Source organism: Cryobacterium levicorallinum, from assembly GCF_004402405.1.
GTDB lineage: Bacteria > Actinomycetota > Actinomycetes > Actinomycetales > Microbacteriaceae > Cryobacterium > Cryobacterium levicorallinum.
Window position 1 is genome coordinate 446,580 of record NZ_SOFE01000023.1, and the last position, 17,349, is coordinate 463,928.

General features: G+C 63.9%; 16 protein-coding genes. 8 read left to right on the forward strand and 8 right to left on the reverse strand.

Going from position 1 to position 17,349, the window contains the following annotated elements; genetic code table 11:
* The first annotated feature begins 60 nt into the window (after window positions 1–60).
* Together E3O11_RS14150 and E3O11_RS14155 are read left to right on the forward strand one after the other, a co-directional pair.
* Window positions 61–1,035, forward strand: coding sequence for a COX15/CtaA family protein (locus E3O11_RS14150; RefSeq protein ID WP_241991022.1), 975 nt, complete (start codon window positions 61–63; stop codon window positions 1,033–1,035).
* A 227-nt stretch (window positions 1,036–1,262) separates the two neighbouring features.
* Entirely contained in the window at window positions 1,263–1,850 is a 588-nt protein-coding gene (locus E3O11_RS14155; protein ID WP_092448556.1) for a hypothetical protein, read from the forward strand.
* 22 nt (window positions 1,851–1,872) lie between these two features.
* On the opposite strand, the gene E3O11_RS14160 is transcribed toward E3O11_RS14155, so the two are convergent.
* Entirely contained in the window at window positions 1,873–2,793 is a 921-nt protein-coding gene (locus tag E3O11_RS14160; RefSeq protein ID WP_092448555.1) for a heme o synthase, read from the reverse strand.
* A gap of 324 nt (window positions 2,794–3,117) precedes the next feature.
* On the opposite strand from E3O11_RS14160, the gene tkt reads away from it, so the two are divergent.
* The 6 genes from tkt to pgl all read left to right on the forward strand — a co-directional run bounded on the left by tkt (window position 3,118) and on the right by pgl (window position 11,448).
* Window positions 3,118–5,211, forward strand: coding sequence for a transketolase (gene tkt, locus E3O11_RS14165; RefSeq protein ID WP_092448554.1), 2,094 nt, complete (start codon window positions 3,118–3,120; stop codon window positions 5,209–5,211).
* A gap of 115 nt (window positions 5,212–5,326) precedes the next feature.
* On the forward strand, window positions 5,327–6,454 hold the full coding sequence (gene tal, locus E3O11_RS14170) for a transaldolase (protein ID WP_092448553.1): 1,128 nt from the start codon (window positions 5,327–5,329) through the stop codon (window positions 6,452–6,454).
* Window positions 6,454–8,055, forward strand: a complete 1,602-nt coding sequence (locus E3O11_RS14175) for a glucose-6-phosphate isomerase (RefSeq protein WP_092448552.1) — start codon at window positions 6,454–6,456, stop codon at window positions 8,053–8,055. The genes tal and E3O11_RS14175 overlap by 1 nt, the downstream gene beginning before the upstream one ends.
* A gap of 110 nt (window positions 8,056–8,165) precedes the next feature.
* The gene (gene zwf / locus E3O11_RS14180) at window positions 8,166–9,707 is read left to right on the forward strand and encodes a glucose-6-phosphate dehydrogenase (RefSeq protein ID WP_092448551.1); all 1,542 of its coding nucleotides are present in this window, start codon (window positions 8,166–8,168) and stop codon (window positions 9,705–9,707) included.
* A complete protein-coding gene (locus E3O11_RS14185; RefSeq protein ID WP_092448550.1) occupies window positions 9,704–10,660 on the forward strand; it encodes a glucose-6-phosphate dehydrogenase assembly protein OpcA in 957 nt (318 codons plus the stop codon). Before zwf ends, E3O11_RS14185 begins: the two co-directional genes overlap by 4 nt.
* A gap of 2 nt (window positions 10,661–10,662) precedes the next feature.
* The gene (pgl, locus tag E3O11_RS14190) at window positions 10,663–11,448 is read left to right on the forward strand and encodes a 6-phosphogluconolactonase (protein ID WP_092448722.1); all 786 of its coding nucleotides are present in this window, start codon (window positions 10,663–10,665) and stop codon (window positions 11,446–11,448) included.
* 104 nt (window positions 11,449–11,552) lie between these two features.
* Here the strand turns inward: pgl and E3O11_RS14195 are convergent, their stop codons facing one another.
* The 7 genes from E3O11_RS14195 to whiA all read right to left on the reverse strand — a co-directional run bounded on the left by E3O11_RS14195 (window position 11,553) and on the right by whiA (window position 17,303).
* On the reverse strand, window positions 11,553–11,921 hold the full coding sequence (locus tag E3O11_RS14195) for an RNA polymerase-binding protein RbpA (RefSeq protein WP_092107849.1): 369 nt from the start codon (window positions 11,919–11,921) through the stop codon (window positions 11,553–11,555).
* Between the two features lie 143 nt (window positions 11,922–12,064).
* Complete coding sequence (gene secG / locus E3O11_RS14200) at window positions 12,065–12,316, reverse strand: preprotein translocase subunit SecG (protein ID WP_092107845.1); 252 nt, start codon at window positions 12,314–12,316, stop codon at window positions 12,065–12,067.
* Window positions 12,317–12,449: 133 nt separating this feature from the next.
* Window positions 12,450–13,250, reverse strand: coding sequence for a triose-phosphate isomerase (gene tpiA, locus E3O11_RS14205; RefSeq protein ID WP_170851537.1), 801 nt, complete (start codon window positions 13,248–13,250; stop codon window positions 12,450–12,452).
* Window positions 13,241–14,455, reverse strand: coding sequence for a phosphoglycerate kinase (locus tag E3O11_RS14210; RefSeq protein WP_092448549.1), 1,215 nt, complete (start codon window positions 14,453–14,455; stop codon window positions 13,241–13,243). Before E3O11_RS14210 ends, tpiA begins: the two co-directional genes overlap by 10 nt.
* 9 nt (window positions 14,456–14,464) lie before the next feature.
* A complete protein-coding gene (gap, locus tag E3O11_RS14215) occupies window positions 14,465–15,472 on the reverse strand; it encodes a type I glyceraldehyde-3-phosphate dehydrogenase (protein ID WP_092448548.1) in 1,008 nt (335 codons plus the stop codon).
* A gap of 123 nt (window positions 15,473–15,595) precedes the next feature.
* Entirely contained in the window at window positions 15,596–16,222 is a 627-nt protein-coding gene (locus E3O11_RS14220; RefSeq protein WP_092448547.1) for a superoxide dismutase, read from the reverse strand.
* Window positions 16,223–16,322: 100 nt separating this feature from the next.
* Window positions 16,323–17,303, reverse strand: a complete 981-nt coding sequence (gene whiA, locus E3O11_RS14225) for a DNA-binding protein WhiA (RefSeq protein ID WP_092448546.1) — start codon at window positions 17,301–17,303, stop codon at window positions 16,323–16,325.
* Window positions 17,304–17,349 lie beyond the last annotated feature (46 nt).

Here is a 17,349-nt window from a genome sequence, read left to right on the forward strand (position 1 = left end):
AACGCACGGGTGATAAGCACGACAGAGAGAGCAGAATCGGTGAATCGGAAAAATCAGGGCTTGTCCAGTGCTATCGGCGCAGGATACCGGGTCGTCAGCCAGAAAATTCGCTACTGGTTACCGAGCGCTGTCGACCGACGAATCCGGGTCGTCGCCTGGCTGTCACTCGTGACGGAGATCCTGATCGTCGGCACCGGAGGCGCTGTACGCCTCACCGGTTCCGGACTGGGCTGCCCGACCTGGCCGACCTGTGTTGCCGGATCGCTCGTGCCGACGCCGGAGATGGGCCTGCACGGCGTTATTGAGTTCGGCAATCGCCTGATGACCGGACTGATCGGCATTATTGCGATAGCGGCCGTCGTGCTGCTGTGGCGACTGCGCACCGAGCGCAAGGATCTGTTCACGCTCGCCGTCATTCTCGGCGTTGGCGTTCTCGCGCAGGCCCTCGTCGGCGGGGTCACCGTGCTGACCGGTCTCAACCCGTTCATCGTCGGATTTCACTTCATGGCCTCGCTGATCATGGTGTGCATCGCCACCGTGCTGGTGCACCGGGTCTACCTCCCGTCGGGTCCGCGCGCCCTCGTCGTACCGGTCGGCTTCGCCGGGCTCGCCCACGCCACGAGTTTCGTGGTGGCACTGACCGTGGTGATGGGAGTCGTGACCACGGCCTCCGGACCGCATTCGGGTGACGCCGAGGCTGGTCGTACTGGGTTCAACGCTGAATTGCTCGAGCACCTGCATGCCTGGCCGGGCTACGCGACGCTGGTCCTGACGATCGTGCTGCTCGCGGCATCCGTTCGAGGCAAGCTGCCCGTGCGTAAACTCGTCGTCACGTTACTCGTGGTCGAGCTTGTCCAGATTGTGGTCGGCCTGCTGCAGGCAAACCTGGGCCTGCCGCCGGTGCTCGTCGGGCTGCACATGGTGCTCGCCTGCGTGCTCGCCGCGGCGATGACCGCCGTCGTGCTGAACCTCAAGGCTCCGACCACCCTCACGGACCGGGTATCCGAAACGACGCACGAGCACGCTCGCAGCTAACTGAACACGATCGAGAGTCGCGAGACGACACCTTCGCCCCACGGACACGCCCTGGGACGGGCGAGACGACACATCCGGCACCGTGAGTTGCTTTGAATGGGCCGAATACGTCATCTCACGCGCATGAAGGAGCCGAAGATGGCACCTCACGGCGCAGCGCAAATACCCCGATCGGAAATTGCCGCGCGGCACTCCCCCGGCGGTGGTCTCCGGTGTATTCTCCAGACATGCACCTCGCGCCGGGAGCCAAGTCGAAGCCGCCAGACGACGCGGCGCGCCTTGCCCTGTTCGGACCGCCGGTGTTCGGCTTCGTGCCGCAACGGCGCATTCAGGAACGCGGCTGGAGTTGGTACGGCAATCACGGCCGCACACTCGAAGCGCAGGCCCATTACTGGCTCGCCGATCCCGCGGGCAATTTCTGGTTCGAGAATTCGCCGGCCGGCCCGATCGGCATCGCCGAATTGCGCGGATTCGTCTTCACCGACGTGCCGGGTTCAACAAATCGGGGCGGAGACCCCATTCGTGATGCACTCAACCAACACTTGCAATACATCGTGATGAACTATGCCAAGAATCCCTACGAGTTCGGGTCTGAACTCTGGGCCGGACGGCACACGCAGCAGCAGGCGGAGATCGAGCTAGCGCTGGCGCACCGATCGAACCTGATCGTCAACGACATGGCCCTGCCGGCCATCACCGTGACGGCCTCCGATTTCACAGGTACCGCGATGGCCGTGGCCGGACGCGTGGTGACCGTCGTGATTCACTCGGCCGATGTCGGCAAGATCGACACCCGCCTCACCCGCCGGGTCTAGCGCGGGCTGTGGCTGGTCCCGATTAGAACGGCAGCAGCGGGTCGATTCCGACGGCCACGAACAGCAGGGTCAGGTAGGCGATCGAGCCGTGGAAGACGCGCATCGGCGATACATGCTCGTGCCGGATGGCCAGGCTGTACAGGCGGTGCGTCTCGTAGATGAACCAGCCGCCGGTGACGAGCGCGACGAAGGTGTACAGCAGCCCCATGTCGGCAATCGGGATCAGCAGCAGCGAGCAGGCGACGGTGGCCCAGGCGTACAGGATGACCTGCAGTCCCACCTGGGCACGGCCGCGCACCACGGCGAGCATCGGCACGCCGGCGGCCTGGTAGTCGGCACGGTACTTCATCGACAGCGGCCAGTAGTGCGGCGGCGTCCACAGAAAGATGATCATGAACAGAATGACCGGCGGCCACGACAGGTCGCCAGTCACGGCGGCCCAACCGATCAGCACGGGCATGCACCCGGCCACACCGCCCCAGACGATGTTCTGCGGGGTGCGACGCTTGAGAATGATCGTGTAAAAGACGACGTAGAGCAAAATGGCACCGAACGACAGTGCGGCGGCGAGCCAGTTGGTCAGCAGTCCCAGCCAGAGAATGGATGCCGCGCCTAACGCCCACGCAAAGATCAAGGCTTCCCGGTCACTCAGTTCACCGGTGACGAGCGGACGGTTCTTCGTGCGCTTCATCAGGCGGTCGATATCGCGATCGAGGTAGCAGTTGAACGCTCCAGCGGAACCAGCGCTGAGGGCCCCGCCCACGAGAGTCGCCAGAATCAGCCAGAGGCTGGGGATGCCCCGTTCGGCGAGCAGCATCGTGGGTGCGGTTACTACCAGAAGCAATTCGACGACTCGCGGTTTAGTCAGGGAGATATAAGCCTTGAGGGTGCGCTTCACTGTGCGCGGTCCGCTTAGGACCGGGGTCTTCAGGGCGACGTTCATTGTTCCTCTAACGCTAGGCAAGTCTTTTTAGTGTAGGTCACCCACTGCCCCTTCCCGACAATGGACATGTCACGTCATATAGAGCGTCCCGCCGCAAACTTCCCTATACTTATAGTGCTCCCCACAGTGAATCAGTAGTTCGGCGAGCCCCCGGGTGGGAGATGGCGGCAACAGCAGGCCAACTCGCTGGGGGTGACATTTCACCTGCATTCTCGCGTCGGGATGGCGCGGCCCCGCAGTGTGAGACGGTTGCCGACACTTGCACATCTATCAAAGGATGGGTTGAGCTCAACCCGCCTTCGCTTCAATGAAGGGTTACGTGACGTGGCAGCTTTCCAATGGGATTCCATTGACGATCAGGCGGTTAACACCGCACGCATTCTCGCGGCTGACGCCGTTGAAAAGGTTGGGAACGGGCACCCGGGTACAGCGATGAGCCTCGCTCCCGCCGCGTATCTTTTGTTTCAGAAGATCATGCGCCGGGACCCGGCCGACAACGACTGGCTCGGTCGCGACCGTTTTATTCTCTCGGTCGGCCACAGCTCGCTGACCCAGTACGTGCAGTTGTACCTCGGCGGCTACGGCCTCGAGCTTGAAGACCTCAAGGCCCTCCGTACCTGGGGATCCAAGACCCCCGGCCACCCGGAGTATGGGCACACCGCCGGCGTCGAGATCACCACCGGCCCGCTCGGCCAGGGACTGGCCTCCGCCGTCGGCTTCGCCTACGCTTCACGCTTCGAGCGTGGCCTGTTTGATCCGGATGCCGCCACCGGTGCCAGCCCGTTCGACCACTTCGTCTACGTCATCGCCGGCGACGGCGACCTGCAGGAAGGCCTCACGAGCGAGGCATCCTCTCTCGCCGGCCACCAGCAGCTCGGCAACCTGATCGCGATCTACGACAGCAACCAGATCTCCATCGAAGACGACACCAACATCGCCTTCACCGAAGACGTCGCCGCGCGCTACGCCGCCTATAACTGGCACGTGCAGACGGTGAATTGGAAGAAGACGGGCTCCTACGTCGAAGACGTCGCCGAGCTGAACGCAGCCATCGAGGCTGCCCAGAACGAAACCGGCAAGCCCAGCCTGATCATCCTCAAGACGATCATCGGCTGGCCGAGCCCGAAGAAGCAAAACACCGGCAAGATCCACGGCTCCGCGCTCGGCGCCGAAGAGCTCGCCGGAGTCAAGACCATTCTCGGCTTCGACCCGGAGAAGACCTTCGACGTCGCTCCCGAGGTCATCGCCCACACCCGGCTGGCCCTCGATCGCGGCGTCACTGCCCACGCCGAGTGGACCGTGCAGTTCGATGCCTGGGCGACGGCCAACCCGGAGCGCAAGATTCTGCTCGACCGGGTCCTCTCCGGCGATCTGCCTGACGGCGTGGACGAGGCCCTCCCTGTCTTCCCCGGCGGCACCGCGGTATCGACCCGCGCGGCGTCCGGCAAGGTTCTCACCGCCCTCGGCGGCGTCATCCCCGAACTGTGGGGCGGCTCAGCCGACCTTGCCGAATCCAACAACACCACCATCGGCGGCGCTGCCTCGTTTATTCCGAGCGAGCACTCCACCGGTGAATGGTCGGGCAACGAGTACGGACGGGTGCTGCACTTCGGCATTCGCGAGCACGCCATGGCCGCCATTCTCAACGGCATCGTGCTGCACGGCAACACCCGCCCGTTCGGCGGCACCTTCCTCATCTTCAGCGACTACATGCGCCCCGCGGTGCGTCTGGCCGCACTGATGAAGGCTCCGTCGATCTTCGTCTGGACCCACGACTCCGTCGCGCTCGGCGAAGACGGCCCGACCCACCAACCGATCGAACAACTCGCAACCCTGCGCGCCATTCCCGGACTCGACGTGGTTCGCCCCGGCGACGCCAACGAAACCGCCTGGGCCTGGAAGACCATTCTGGAACGCCGTAATGGTCCGGCCGGCATCGCGCTGACCCGCCAGAACATTCCGGTCTACGAGCGCGGTGAGGGCGCAGCATCTGACGAGGTCTTCGCCTCGGCCAAGAACGTCGCCCGCGGCGCCTACGTGCTGGCCGAAGCGGCCGGCGGAACCCCGGACGTCATTCTGATCGGCACCGGCTCCGAGGTGCAGCTCGCCGTCGACGCTAGGGCCCAGCTTGCCCGTGAAGGCATCAACGCCCGCGTGGTCAGCGCCCCCTGCCTCGAATGGTTCGAAGAGCAGAGCAGCGACTACCGCGAATCGGTGTTGCCCGCAGCCGTCACCGCACGGGTGTCCGTCGAGGCCGGCCTCGCGCTGACCTGGCGCGGCTACGTCGGCGATGCCGGCCGCAGCATCTCAATCGAGCACTTCGGTGCATCCGCTGATTACCAGACGCTGTTCCGCGAATTCGGAATCACCACTGAAGCAGTCGTCGCCGCCGCCAAGGAATCAATCAGCGCAGCCTGACGTTGTCCCACAGGCATGGATCGTCGCCGCAGGTCAACACCGCGCGTCTCCATGACTCTCCATTAAACCGCTATAGCCAGCTGCCTGACGGCAGCATTATTAGGAGATTTTCACTATGACCACGACTACCCCCCTCGCCCAGCTGTCCGCAGCCGGCGTCAGCATCTGGCTCGACGACCTGTCCCGTGAGCGCATCAACTCCGGCGGTCTGCAGGACCTGATCAAGAACAGCAACGTCGTTGGCGTCACCACCAACCCGACCATCTTCGCCGGAGCCCTCGCCAAGGGCGAGGCCTACACCGACCAGGTAGCAACCCTGGCCGCCGCCGGCACGAACGTCACCGAAGCCGTCTTCGCCATCACCACGGACGACGTTGCCGCCGCCTGCGACATCTTCCGCCCGGTCTACGACGCGACCCAGGGCCAGGACGGCCGCGTCTCGATCGAGGTCGAGCCGAGCCTCGCCCGCGACGCAGCCGGCACGGTCGCCGAAGCCCAGCAGCTCTGGAAGAAGGTCAACCGCCCCAACGCGATGATCAAGATTCCCGCGACGGTCGAAGGGCTCGAAGCCATCACAGCGACCATCGCCCTGGGTATCAGCGTCAACGTCACCCTGATCTTCAGCCTCGAGCGTCACCGCCAGGTCATCAACGCCTACCTGGCTGGGCTCGAGCAGGCCAAGGCTGCCGGCATCGACCTCTCAACCATTCACTCGGTTGCGTCGTTCTTCGTGTCGCGCGTCGACTCCGAGATCAACACCCGCCTCGAAGCCATCGGAACCCCCGAGGCTCTGGCTCTGAAGAGCAAGGCCGGCGTCGCCAACGCGCAGCTTGCTTACCAGGTCTACGAGCAGGCCTTCAGCAGTGAGCGTGCCCTCGGCCTGATCAAGGCCGGCGCCACCAAGCAGCGCCCGCTCTGGGCCTCGACCGGCGTCAAGGATGCCAGCCTGCCCGACACCCTGTACGTAACCGAACTGGTCGCCCCCGAGGTCGTCAACACCATGCCCGAGAAGACCATGAAGGCTGCGGCCGACCATGGCGTCATCCCGGCCGACTCGGTCACCGGCTCCTACGCCGCTGCCAACGCTGTGCTCGACGCACTGGGAGCGCAGGGCGTCTCGTACGATGACGTCACCCGACTGCTCGAAGAAGAAGGCCTCTCGAAGTTCGAGGTGTCCTGGAACGAACTGCTCGACACCGTGCAGACGGCCCTCACCGCAGCGTCGACAACCGCGGCAGTCTAATGAGCTTTCGCATCTCGGTGAGCGGCTTAGCTGCCGATGCTGTACGCGCCACCGTACCGACGCTGGTGACGGATCTCGTCGCCTCCGGCGTCACCGGCCTCAACCCGGCGCTGTGGGGGCCGGAGGCGGAAGCCGAGGCCGCACTGCGCCTCGGCTGGACCGAATCCGTCGTGGTGTCCAGGCCGCTCGTGGCCGAGATTCTGGAGTTGCGGGCCACCCTGCAGGCGCGCGGCGTCACCCAGATCGCCCTCGCCGGCATGGGCGGATCGTCGCTCGCCCCCGAGGTCATCACTCGCACGGCTGGCGTGAACCTCACCGTTCTCGACGCGACCGACCCCGGCCAGGTGCTCGCTGCCCTGAACGACAACCTCGTGGGCACCGCTCTCGTGGTGTCATCGAAGAGCGGCTCGACCGTCGAAACCGACAGCCAGCGCCGCGTGTTTGAGCGTGCGTTTCGTGCCATTGGAATCGATCCAGCCGAACGTATTGTCGTGGTGACCGATCCAGGATCGCCACTCGAGGCATCCGCTCTCGCGGACGGTTATCGCGTCTTCAACGCCGATCCCAACGTGGGCGGTCGCTACTCCGCACTGACCGCGTTCGGCCTCGTACCCTCGGGCCTGGCGGGCGTTGACATCGGTGCTCTTCTCGACGAAGCAGAGTCCATCTCCTTGGCTTTGGCCGTTGACTCCCCAGAGAACCCGGGGCTCGTGCTCGGAGCGGCGATCGCCGCGACCAGCCCGCGCCGCGACAAGCTCGCCATCGTCTCGGACGGCACCCACATTGTGGGCTTCGCCGACTGGGTCGAACAGCTCATCGCCGAATCGACCGGCAAGCTCGGCACCGGCATCCTGCCGGTCGTGCTCGAACTCGATGCTCCGGAACTGACCGAAGCGCTTCCCGATGTGCAACTCGTGCGGGTCGTCGCTGACGCCGGCACCGAGTTGTTCAGCGAAACCGGCGACGAGATCCGCGTCAGCGGAACCCTTGGTGCACAGTTTCTGGTTTGGGAATACGCGACCGTTGTCGCCGGGCGCCTGCTCGGTATCAACCCGTTCGACCAGCCAGACGTTGAATCCGCGAAGATCGCGACCCGCGGTCTGCTGGACGCCCGCCCCGCACCGGAACCCGCCGCGTTCATCGCTGACGGTATCGAAGTGCGCGGCACGCCACACGTCATCGGTGCCGCGAGCGACCTCGCTTCGGCCGTTGATGCACTACTCGAGGAGCTCGGCCCCGACGGCTATGTGGCCGTGCAGGCCTACGTCGACCGGCTCGCACTGCCCGAGCTGGCCGAGGTTCGCAATAAGCTCGCCGCTCTCTCCAAGCGCCCGGTGACCTTCGGCTGGGGACCGCGTTTTCTGCACTCCACCGGTCAGTTCCACAAGGGTGGAACGGCAACGGCCGTCTTCCTGCAGATTCTGACCACACCGGCGGAGGACCTCGACATTCCTGAGCGTCCGTTCACCTTTGGTGAGCTCATTCAGGCACAGGCCAGCGGCGACGCGAGCGTGCTCGCTGAGCACGGCCGGCCCGTGCTGACACTGACGCTGACCCAGCCGAAGCAGAACATCAGCACGCTTTTTGACGCCTTAAGCTAACCAATCGGGGTCCTCTCGGCCAGCGGCCGCGAGGAACCCCACCCGCTTGCGCATCACCCGATTTTTTTTCGTGTCCTCAATTTTCTGCACTGTCCCGTCAAAGGAGCTGCATGTCCCCGGTGGAAATTACCCCGGAGTTTAATCCGCTCAGGTCGCCGTCCGACTATCGTCTGAATCGAATCGCCGGGCCGTCCAGCCTCGTGATCTTCGGCGTCACCGGTGACCTCGCGCGCAAGAAACTCATGCCCGCGGTCTATGACCTCGCCAACCGGGGGCTGCTGCCGCCCGGCTTTGCCCTGGTGGGCTTCGCCCGCCGCGACTGGGACAACGAGGACTTCATGCAGGTTGTGCATGACGCCGTCAAGGAACACGCTCGCACCGACTTTCACGAAGATGTCTGGGCGCAGCTAGCCGAAGGCATCCGTTTCGTTTCGGGCACCTTTGACGATGACGAGGCGTTCGCTCGATTGACGCAAACCATTGACGAGCTGGACCGAGAACGCGGAACGATGGGCAACCATGCGTTCTACCTCGCCATTCCGCCAAAGGCGTTCCCCCTCGTCACCGAGCAGTTGCGCCGTTCCGGCCTGGCCGAGCAGAAGAACGGCCAGTGGCGACGTGTCGTCATCGAGAAACCGTTCGGGAGCGACCTGACAACGGCCCGTGAGCTCAACGATGTCGTCGAGTCGGTCTTTCCACCCGACTCCGTCTTTCGCATCGACCACTACCTCGGCAAAGAGACGGTGCAGAATATTCTGGCGCTGCGATTCGCCAACGAGATGTTCGAACCGCTGTGGAACGCCAACCACGTCGAGCACGTGCAGATCACCATGGCCGAAGACATCGGTGTCGGAGGTCGTGCCGGATACTACGACGGTATCGGCGCGGCTCGCGACGTGATTCAGAACCACCTACTGCAGCTGCTCGCGCTCACCGCCATGGAAGAGCCGATCTCCTTCGACGCCGCCGACCTGCGCGCGGAGAAAGAAAAGGTGCTCGCCTCGGTGCGGCTCCCCGCCGACCTCGGCCTCGGCACCGCCCGCGGGCAGTACGCCGGCGGCTGGCAGGGCGGCGAAAAGGTCGTCGGTTTTCTCGAAGAAGACGGGATGAACCCGGACTCGGTCACCGAAACCTATGCTGCCATGCGTTTGACGATCGACACCCGACGTTGGGCTGGCGTTCCGTTCTATCTGCGCGCCGGCAAGCGCCTCGGGCGTCGCGTGACCGAAATTGCCGTGGTCTTCAAGCGGGCCCCCCAATACCTGTTCGCGCCCGGCCAGACGGCCGAACTCGGACACAATGCCCTCGTGATTCGCGTGCAGCCGGACGAAGGGGTCACCATTCGGTTCGGCTCGAAGGTTCCGGGAGTGGTCATGCAGGTTCGCGACGTGACCATGGACTTCGGCTACGGGCATGCCTTCACCGAGGCCAGCCCTGAGGCCTACGAGCGACTCATCCTTGACGTCCTCCTGGGCGACCCACCGTTGTTCCCCCGCCATGAAGAGGTCGAGCTGTCCTGGAAGATTCTGGACCCGGTGGAAGAATACTGGGCCACCCAGGGCCAGCCGGAACAATACCGCCCCGGCACCTGGGGCCCCACATCCGCTGACGACCTATTGGCCCGCGACGGCCGCACCTGGAGGCGACCATGATCGTCGATCTGCCCAACACGACCACCGCGAAGATCTCCAAGGCGCTCGTGCGCATCCGCGAGGAGGGTGGCGCGGTCGCCCTCGGGCGAGTACTGACGCTGATCATCGCCTCCACCCTCGGACACGAAGAGGAAGCCATTGAAGCCGCCAACGATGCCTCGCGGGAACACCCCATGCGAGTCATCGTCGTGTCGACCCAGGACAACGATGAAACGGATGCGACTGCTCGCGTCGATGCGGAAATTCGCGTCGGCGGGGATGCCGGCGCGAGCGAGGTCATCGTTCTGCGCGTCTACGGTGATGCCGCGAACGATCCGGAAAGCCTGGTCACCGGCCTGCTCTTGTCGGATGCTCCCGTCGTCGCCTGGTGGCCGGGCACCGCGCCAGCCGTTCCCGGCGACTCGCCACTCGGCCGCATCGCCTATCGCCGGATCACGGATTCCTCTGCCCAGCCGGACCCGCAAGCGGCACTGCACCAGCTGTGCGGCAGTTATCGTCCCGGCGACACCGACTTCGCCTGGACCCGACTGACGCTCTGGCGGGCCCAGTTGGCGGCCGTTCTGGACCAGCCACCCTATGAGCCGATCATCGGCATCCAGGTGACCGGCGCCGCAGCCTCGCCCTCGACTGCGCTGCTCGCTGCCTGGTTGCAGATGCAGCTGCAGGTGCCCGTGGACTGCGTACTGACGACGGGCCCCCTGGCCAATGGTGTGAACGGTGTACATCTGACGCGCGCGTCCGGGACCATTTCCCTCGAACGCGAGATTCCCGATATTGCCACCCTCACCCAGCCGGGCCAGCCGATGCAGGACCTGACGCTCAAGCGCCGCAGCCTGCGCGATTGCCTGGCCGATGAACTGCGCCGACTCGATCCCGATGAGCTGTATGGTGAGGTGATCACGCGCGGCCTGCCGCAACTCGATGACGTGGTGGCACAAAGAACCGGAGCGTGACCGTGACCAATGAACGACGCGTGCTGCTGCACCAGAACAAGCAAGCGCTGGCCGGGTCGGTCGCTGCACGCTTTCTGACCAACATGGTTGACGTCCTACACGAACAGGACGAGGCCAACGTCGTGCTCACCGGCGGTTCCGTGGGCATCGCCGTTCTGGCCGCCATCAACGAGTCGGCCGCCCGGGACACCATCGACTGGTCCCGGGTGAATTTTTGGTGGGGCGATGATCGTTGGCTTCCCCGCGCCGATCCGGAACGTAACGAGTTGCAGGCGCGCGAAGCACTTTTGGACCACATCTCGGTCCCTGCGGAAAATATTCACGCTTTCGGAGCGTCCGACGACGACGTCGAAGCGGGGACGGATGCCCTCGACGCTGCGTCCGCCCACTATGCGGCGGAGTTGTTGGCTCGAGCCCCCGAGGGATCCCAGTACCCTCGTTTTGACGTCACGTTTCTCGGAGTCGGACCCGATGGCCATATCGCGTCGCTCTTCCCTCACCGATCGGGTATCCGCGAGCGTGAAGCCAGCGTCATCGCTGTGCGTGACTCCCCCAAACCCCCGGCCGACCGGCTGTCCCTGACTCGGCCCGTGATCAACTCGTCGGATCGCGTCTGGCTGGTGCTGGCCGGATCTGACAAGGCATCGGCGCTCGGACTGGCTCTCGCTGGAGCCAGCCGCGACGAGGTACCCGCTGCCGGGATCAAGGGCCGCTACCACACCGTGTTCTTCGTGGACAACGACGCAGCAGCCCAAGTGCCGGAAAGCCTGATCGCGGCTGCCTACTAGGCTTTCCGAGGGCATCCGCTGAATTGGATTCCCTAATCAGGCGTGAAAAACAACAAAGGGCCGGCTCTCGATTTCTCGAGAGCCGGCCCTTTGGGTGGTGCAGATCAGTTCGTAGGCGACAGCTTGCCCCGACGAACGCGCAACTGGTTGAGTGCTTCTTCAAGGAGCGACTCGGCCTCTTCTTCGGTACGACGCTCCTTGACATAGGCCAAGTGGGTCTTGTAGGGCTCGAGTTTCACGACCGACGGAGGATTCTCCTTGTCCCGGCCAGCGGGAAGCCCCGACGACGGGCAATCAATGGTCACCGGGATCTCTTCATCGGGCAGGCTCGCAGCAAAGTACCGTACCGTCTCATTGCCCAAAGCATCCCAGTATGAGACCTTGATGCGGTCCGCGTGAAAACCGCGGTCCTGCTCGCCCATGGGCCCCGCGCCTACACGAGAGCCACGAATTGCGCTTCCGCCTGATGCCATCTTGTTCCTCCGTTGACTCGTGCAGTCGTGCGCTGCAGGTTCGAGCTGTGATTGGTGCTACTGCTGTAGACAATGTGCCTTGAAAGCCTGTGCACGACAAAGTGCACCGGAAACCTCAGGGTAACTCCGCACTGGTCGAAAAGTTAAGCTCCTGTGTCAAACTTCGTGATCAATCCGAGAACGACGATGCAGGAGATCCAGAGCAGGCCCAGAATGATCGTGATCCGGTTGAGGTTTCGCTCGGCCACCCCCGACGCTCCCAGGTTGGAAGTCACACCGCCGCCGAACATGTCGGAAAGCCCACCACCCCGCCCCTTGTGCAACAAAATGAGCATGGTGAGCAGGAGGCTCGTAATACCGACGAGCACCTGCATGACGACCTGGAGAATCTCCACACGAAACCTTTCACAAACACGGTGGACGCAACTCTGGCGCCCAGACCATCGTAATTATACCCTTCAGCCCACAAGCGAGGCGGTTGCCACACGGGCAACCCCCTCGCTCACGACTGGGAGGGTGCGCGTCGGTTTAGAGACCGACGTGCTTTTGATAGCGGATGATGCTGGAGAACTCTGGAATATCCAGGCTCGCACCGCCGACCAGGGCACCGTCAACATTGGGTTCGCGCATGAACGCGGCGATGTTGCCGCTTTTGACCGAACCGCCATAGAGGATGCGCGTCTTGTCGGCGACGTCCTGCCCAAGCAGTTCGGTGAGAACGCCGCGTAGGGCTGCGGCGACCTGTTCGGCCTGTTCAGGCGTTGCCGCCTGTCCGGACCCAATGGCCCAAACCGGTTCGTACGCGACGACGATATCGGCGGCGTTGGTGACGCCGGCGAGGGCGGCACGCAGCTGAGCGACGGGAACGGCGCTTGGACCGTGAACGGCGAGGTCTTCAGCACTTTCGCCCACGCAGATCAGCGGCACGAGATTGTGCTTCAAGGCTGCGGTCACCTTCGCGGCGACCTGCTCATCGGACTCATTGTGCAGGGTACGGCGTTCGGAGTGCCCGATGATGACGTACTGGCACTCCAGCTGAGCCAGGAACGCCCCGGAGATCTCGCCGGTGTAGGCTCCGGATTCCTGCGCCGAGACATCCTGCGCACCAAAGGCGAGCGGCAGCTTGTCGGCCGAAACCAGGGTCTGCACGCTGCGCAGGTCGGTGAACGGCGGAAAGACTGCCACCTCCACGGCGGCGAAATCATGATTGGCGTCCTTGAGATTCCAGGCGAGCTTCTGCACAAAGGCGATGGCCTGGAGGTGGTCCAGGTTCATCTTCCAGTTGCCCGCGATCAGCGGTGTACGCCGAGGGTTAATGTTCACTGCCATCCGAGGACCTCCAGTCCTGGCAGGCGCTTACCTTCGAGGAACTCGAGGCTGGCACCGCCGCCGGTAGAAATATGACCAAATTGGTCGTCGTTGAAACCGAGAATACGCACGGCCGCGGCGGAATCGCCACCGCCGACCACGCTGAGGCCGGTAACCTCGGTGAGTGCGGCGGCCACGGTACGGGTGCCCTCCGCGAACGGTGCGAGTTCAAAAACGCCCATCGGGCCATTCCAGAACACCGTGTTCGATGCCCGAATTATTTCGGCAAACGCCAGAGCGGTGTCTGGTCCGATGTCGAGGCCGAGTCCGGCTGCGCCGAACGGGGTGTTCTCGATACCGTCGGCCGGTGTGATGACGTGTTCGGCATCTGCACCGAATTTCGAGGCGACAACGACATCGGTCGGAAGCACGATTTTGACGCCAAGGCGATCCGCCTCGGCCAGGTAACCGCGAACCGTGTCGATCTGATCGCTTTCGAGCAGGCTCGCGCCGACCTGGTGCCCCTGCGCGGCCAGGAACGTGAACAGCATTCCGCCGCCAATCAGCAGCGAATTCACGCGCGGCAACAGGTGACCGATGACGCCGAGCTTGTCGCTCACCTTGGACCCGCCGAGGATGACCGTGTACGGCGCCTCTGGCTTTTCGGTGAGGCGATCAAGCACGTCGAGTTCGGCAGCGATGAGCAGTCCGGCAGCGCTCGGAAGGAGCGAGGCGAGATCGTACACGCTGGCCTGCTTGCGGTGGACAACGCCGAAGCCATCCGAAACGAGCGCGTCGCCGAACAGCGCGAGCTGCTGGGCGAACGCGAGGCGATCGGCATCCGTTTTGCTGGTTTCTCCAGCGTTGAAGCGCAGGTTTTCCAGGACGACGATTTCACCGTTCTGCAGCGCTGCCACGGCCTCGGTGGCCGAGGCGCCGACGGTGTCGGTGGCGAAGGCCACCGGAAGGGCCACCAGTTCGCTCAGGCGAGCAGCGACCGGCTTCAGGCTGTACTGGGGATCAACAGCCCCGTCGGGACGCCCCAGGTGAGAAACAATCACTACGCGGGCGCCCTGAGCGACGAGGGCGTTGAGGGTGGGCAGTGACGCCCGCACTCGTCCATCATCGGTGATCTGCCCGTTTTTCAACGGAACATTCAGGTCGAAGCGGACAATAACCCGCTTGCCGGCGAGGGAACCAAGCGAGTCAATCGTGCGTAACGTCACCGGGGGCCGTTAGAGTCGCTCGGCGACGAACTCGGTGAGGTCAACGAGGCGGTTGGAGTAACCCCACTCGTTGTCGTACCAAGAAGCAACCTTGACCTGGTCGCCGATCACCTTGGTGAGGCCGGCGTCGAAGATCGAGGAGTGCGGGTCGCCGACGATGTCGCTGGAGACGATAGGGTCCTCGGTGTAGCTGAGGATGCCCTTGAGGGGGCCCTCGGCTGCAGCCTTGTAGGCGGCGTTCACTTCTTCGACCGTGACCGGGCGCGAGGCCGTCAGGGTGAGGTCGGTGATCGAGCCGGTCGGAACCGGAACGCGCAGCGCGTAACCGTCGAGCTTGCCGACGCTCTCCGGGATGACCAGGCCGAGTGCCTTAGCTGCACCGGTAGAGGTCGGGATGATGTTCAGCGCGGCGGCACGGGCACGCCGAAGGTCGCTGTGCGGGCCGTCCTGCAGGTTCTGGTCTGCGGTGTAGGCGTGGATCGTGGTCATGAGGCCACGCTCGATGCCGAAGTTGTCCAGGAACACCTTGACGAGCGGCGCGAGGCAGTTCGTGGTGCAGGATGCGTTCGAGATAATGTTGTGAATCGCCGCGTCGTAGGTGTCTTCGTTCACACCGAGCACAAGCGTGGCAACGTCAGCACCGGTTGCCGGGGCAGAGACGATGACCTTCTTTGCGCCGGCCTCGATGTGCTTCTGCGCGTCGACGGCCTTGGTGAAGCGACCGGTGGACTCGATGACGATCTCGACGCCCAGGGCTGCCCAGGGGAGGTTGGCCGGGTCGCGCTCGGCGAGCACCTTGATGGGCTTGCCGTTGACAATGATATTGTCACCGTCGACCTCGACCGAGGCGTTCAAACGACCGGCGACGGAGTCGTACTTGAGCAGGTGGGCGAGCGACGCGGGGTCGCTGAGGTCGTTGACGGCGACGATTTCGATGTCGCTGCCCTTCGCGAGGGCTGCGCGGAAGTAGTTACGGCCAATACGGCCGAATCCGTTGATGCCGATCTTTACGGACACAAATAACTCCTGTTAGAAAAGGGCGCCGACTGGCGCGATGAAAAGTGATGCACTACTGGGTACGGGAGGAAAACAGCGGTGCCCCGCCCGCGCACCGAAATGCTGGGGTGGGGCACCGGCAGGCTATGAGAGTAGCAGCAGGCCGTTGGTCTTCTCGCGTGCGACGGTGAAACGCTCCTGAACGTTCGCCCAGTTGGCGATGTTCCAGAACGCCTTGACGTAGTCAGCGCGCACGTTGCGGTAGTCGAGGTAGTAGGCGTGCTCCCAGACATCGAGCATGAGAACCGGAACGGTACCAGCAGCGAAGTTGGACTGCTGGTCGAAGAACTGCTGGATGATCAGGCGCTGGCCAATGGAGTCCCAAGCTAGAACTGCCCAGCCGGAACCCTGCACGCCCAGGGCAGCGGCGGTGAAGTGCGCCTGGAACTTATCGAAGGAACCGAAGTTGTCATCGATCGCGGCGGCGAGTTCGCCGACAGGCTTGTCTCCACCGTTCGGGGAGAGATTGGTCCAGAAGATGGAGTGGTTGACGTGGCCGCCGAGGTTGAAGGCGAGGTCCTTCTGCAGCTTGTTCACGTTGGCGAGGCTGCCGCTGTCGCGGGCCTCGGCGAGCTGGGCCAGCGCGGTGTTCGCGCCGGTAACATACGCCTGGTGGTGCTTGCCATGGTGGAGTTCCATGATGGCACCGCTGATGCTGGGCTCGAGAGCCGAGTAGTCATAGTCAAGGGTGGGCAGGATATATTCAGCCATTACTTATCTCCTTTTCAGTGGTGGCGCCACATCGGATGCGGCGACCTTGTAAGCACATTCAAGTGTACCTGCGCGGTTCCCAGGCACAGAATTGATCACGTCAGGCGTCTTCCGGGTGAACCGGGTAGGGAACGTCGGTTCCCTCGATGCCAAGCTCGACCGCTTTCTTGTCTGCCATGGCGAGCAGCCGGCGGATCCGGCCGGCGACGGCGTCCTTGGTCATCGGCGGATCGGCGTGGTGGCCCAGTTCATCAAGGCTGGAGTCACGAAAATTGAGGCGGAGATCGCCGGCATAGCGCAGGTGTTTGGGGATATCTTCGCCCAGGATGTCCATGGCGCGCTGAACGCGGGCACAGGCGGCGACCGCGGCTTCGGCCGAACGGCGCAGGTTCGCGTCATCAAAGTTGACCAGCCGGTTGGCGGTGGCACGCACTTCGCGACGCTGCCGCAGCGTCTCCCAGTTGAGCACGGTGTTGGTGGCGCCCATGTGCACGAGCATCGCCCCAATGGCATCGCCGTCACGGATGACGACCCGGTGTACCCCGCGAACTTCGCGCGCCTTGGCCGCGACGCCGAGGCGTCCGGCAGCGCCGACCAATGCCATGGCGGCTTCGTTGCCGGGGCAGATGACCTCGAGGGCCGCCGAACGGCCCGGATCCGTCAGAGTGCCGTGGGCGAGGAAGGCTCCGCGCCAGACGGCGGCGATTTCTTCCTTCGAGCCGGTGGTGAGACGGTTGGGCAGACCTCGAATCGGGCGCCGACGGGCATCCAACAGGCCAGTCTGTCGTGCCAGTGTCTCCCCACCCTCGATGACCTGCACGAGGTAGTGGCTGGACTGGCGCAGGCCGGCGGCGGCAATGACCTGCAGGGCGCTGCGCACTCCGTAGAGCTCGGCCAGGTCCTTCCGCACCCGGCGAGCCAGGATGGCGGTGTCCAGTTCCGATTCGATCGCGATGCGGCTGCTGATCATGTGCAAACCTCCGGAGAACCGAAGAATAGTGGCCAGTTCGGCCGCGCGCACGGTGGTCTTGGAGACCTCCACGCGCGAAAGTTCGTCTTTAACGTCGGCGGTGAGTGCCAATCGCTTTTCCATTCTGTTGATCAGTTGCGTTAGGTCTGAGGGATGA

Bases quoted from the DNA above. Each gene is read 5' to 3' on its own strand.
- tal (WP_092448553.1), top strand. From the start codon at position 5,327: ATGACCACGACTACCCCCCTCGCCCAGCTGTCCGCAGCCGGCGTCAGC.
- E3O11_RS14195 (WP_092107849.1), bottom strand. From the start codon at position 11,921: ATGGCATCAGGCGGAAGCGCAATTCGTGGCTCTCGTGTAGGCGCGGGG.
- E3O11_RS14160 (WP_092448555.1), bottom strand. From the start codon at position 2,793: ATGAACGTCGCCCTGAAGACCCCGGTCCTAAGCGGACCGCGCACAGTG.
- zwf (WP_092448551.1), top strand. From the start codon at position 8,166: ATGTCCCCGGTGGAAATTACCCCGGAGTTTAATCCGCTCAGGTCGCCG.
- E3O11_RS14155 (WP_092448556.1), top strand. From the start codon at position 1,263: ATGCACCTCGCGCCGGGAGCCAAGTCGAAGCCGCCAGACGACGCGGCG.
- E3O11_RS14175 (WP_092448552.1), top strand. From the start codon at position 6,454: ATGAGCTTTCGCATCTCGGTGAGCGGCTTAGCTGCCGATGCTGTACGC.
- tpiA (WP_170851537.1), bottom strand. From the start codon at position 13,250: ATGGCAGTGAACATTAACCCTCGGCGTACACCGCTGATCGCGGGCAAC.
- E3O11_RS14220 (WP_092448547.1), bottom strand. From the start codon at position 16,222: ATGGCTGAATATATCCTGCCCACCCTTGACTATGACTACTCGGCTCTC.
- E3O11_RS14185 (WP_092448550.1), top strand. From the start codon at position 9,704: ATGATCGTCGATCTGCCCAACACGACCACCGCGAAGATCTCCAAGGCG.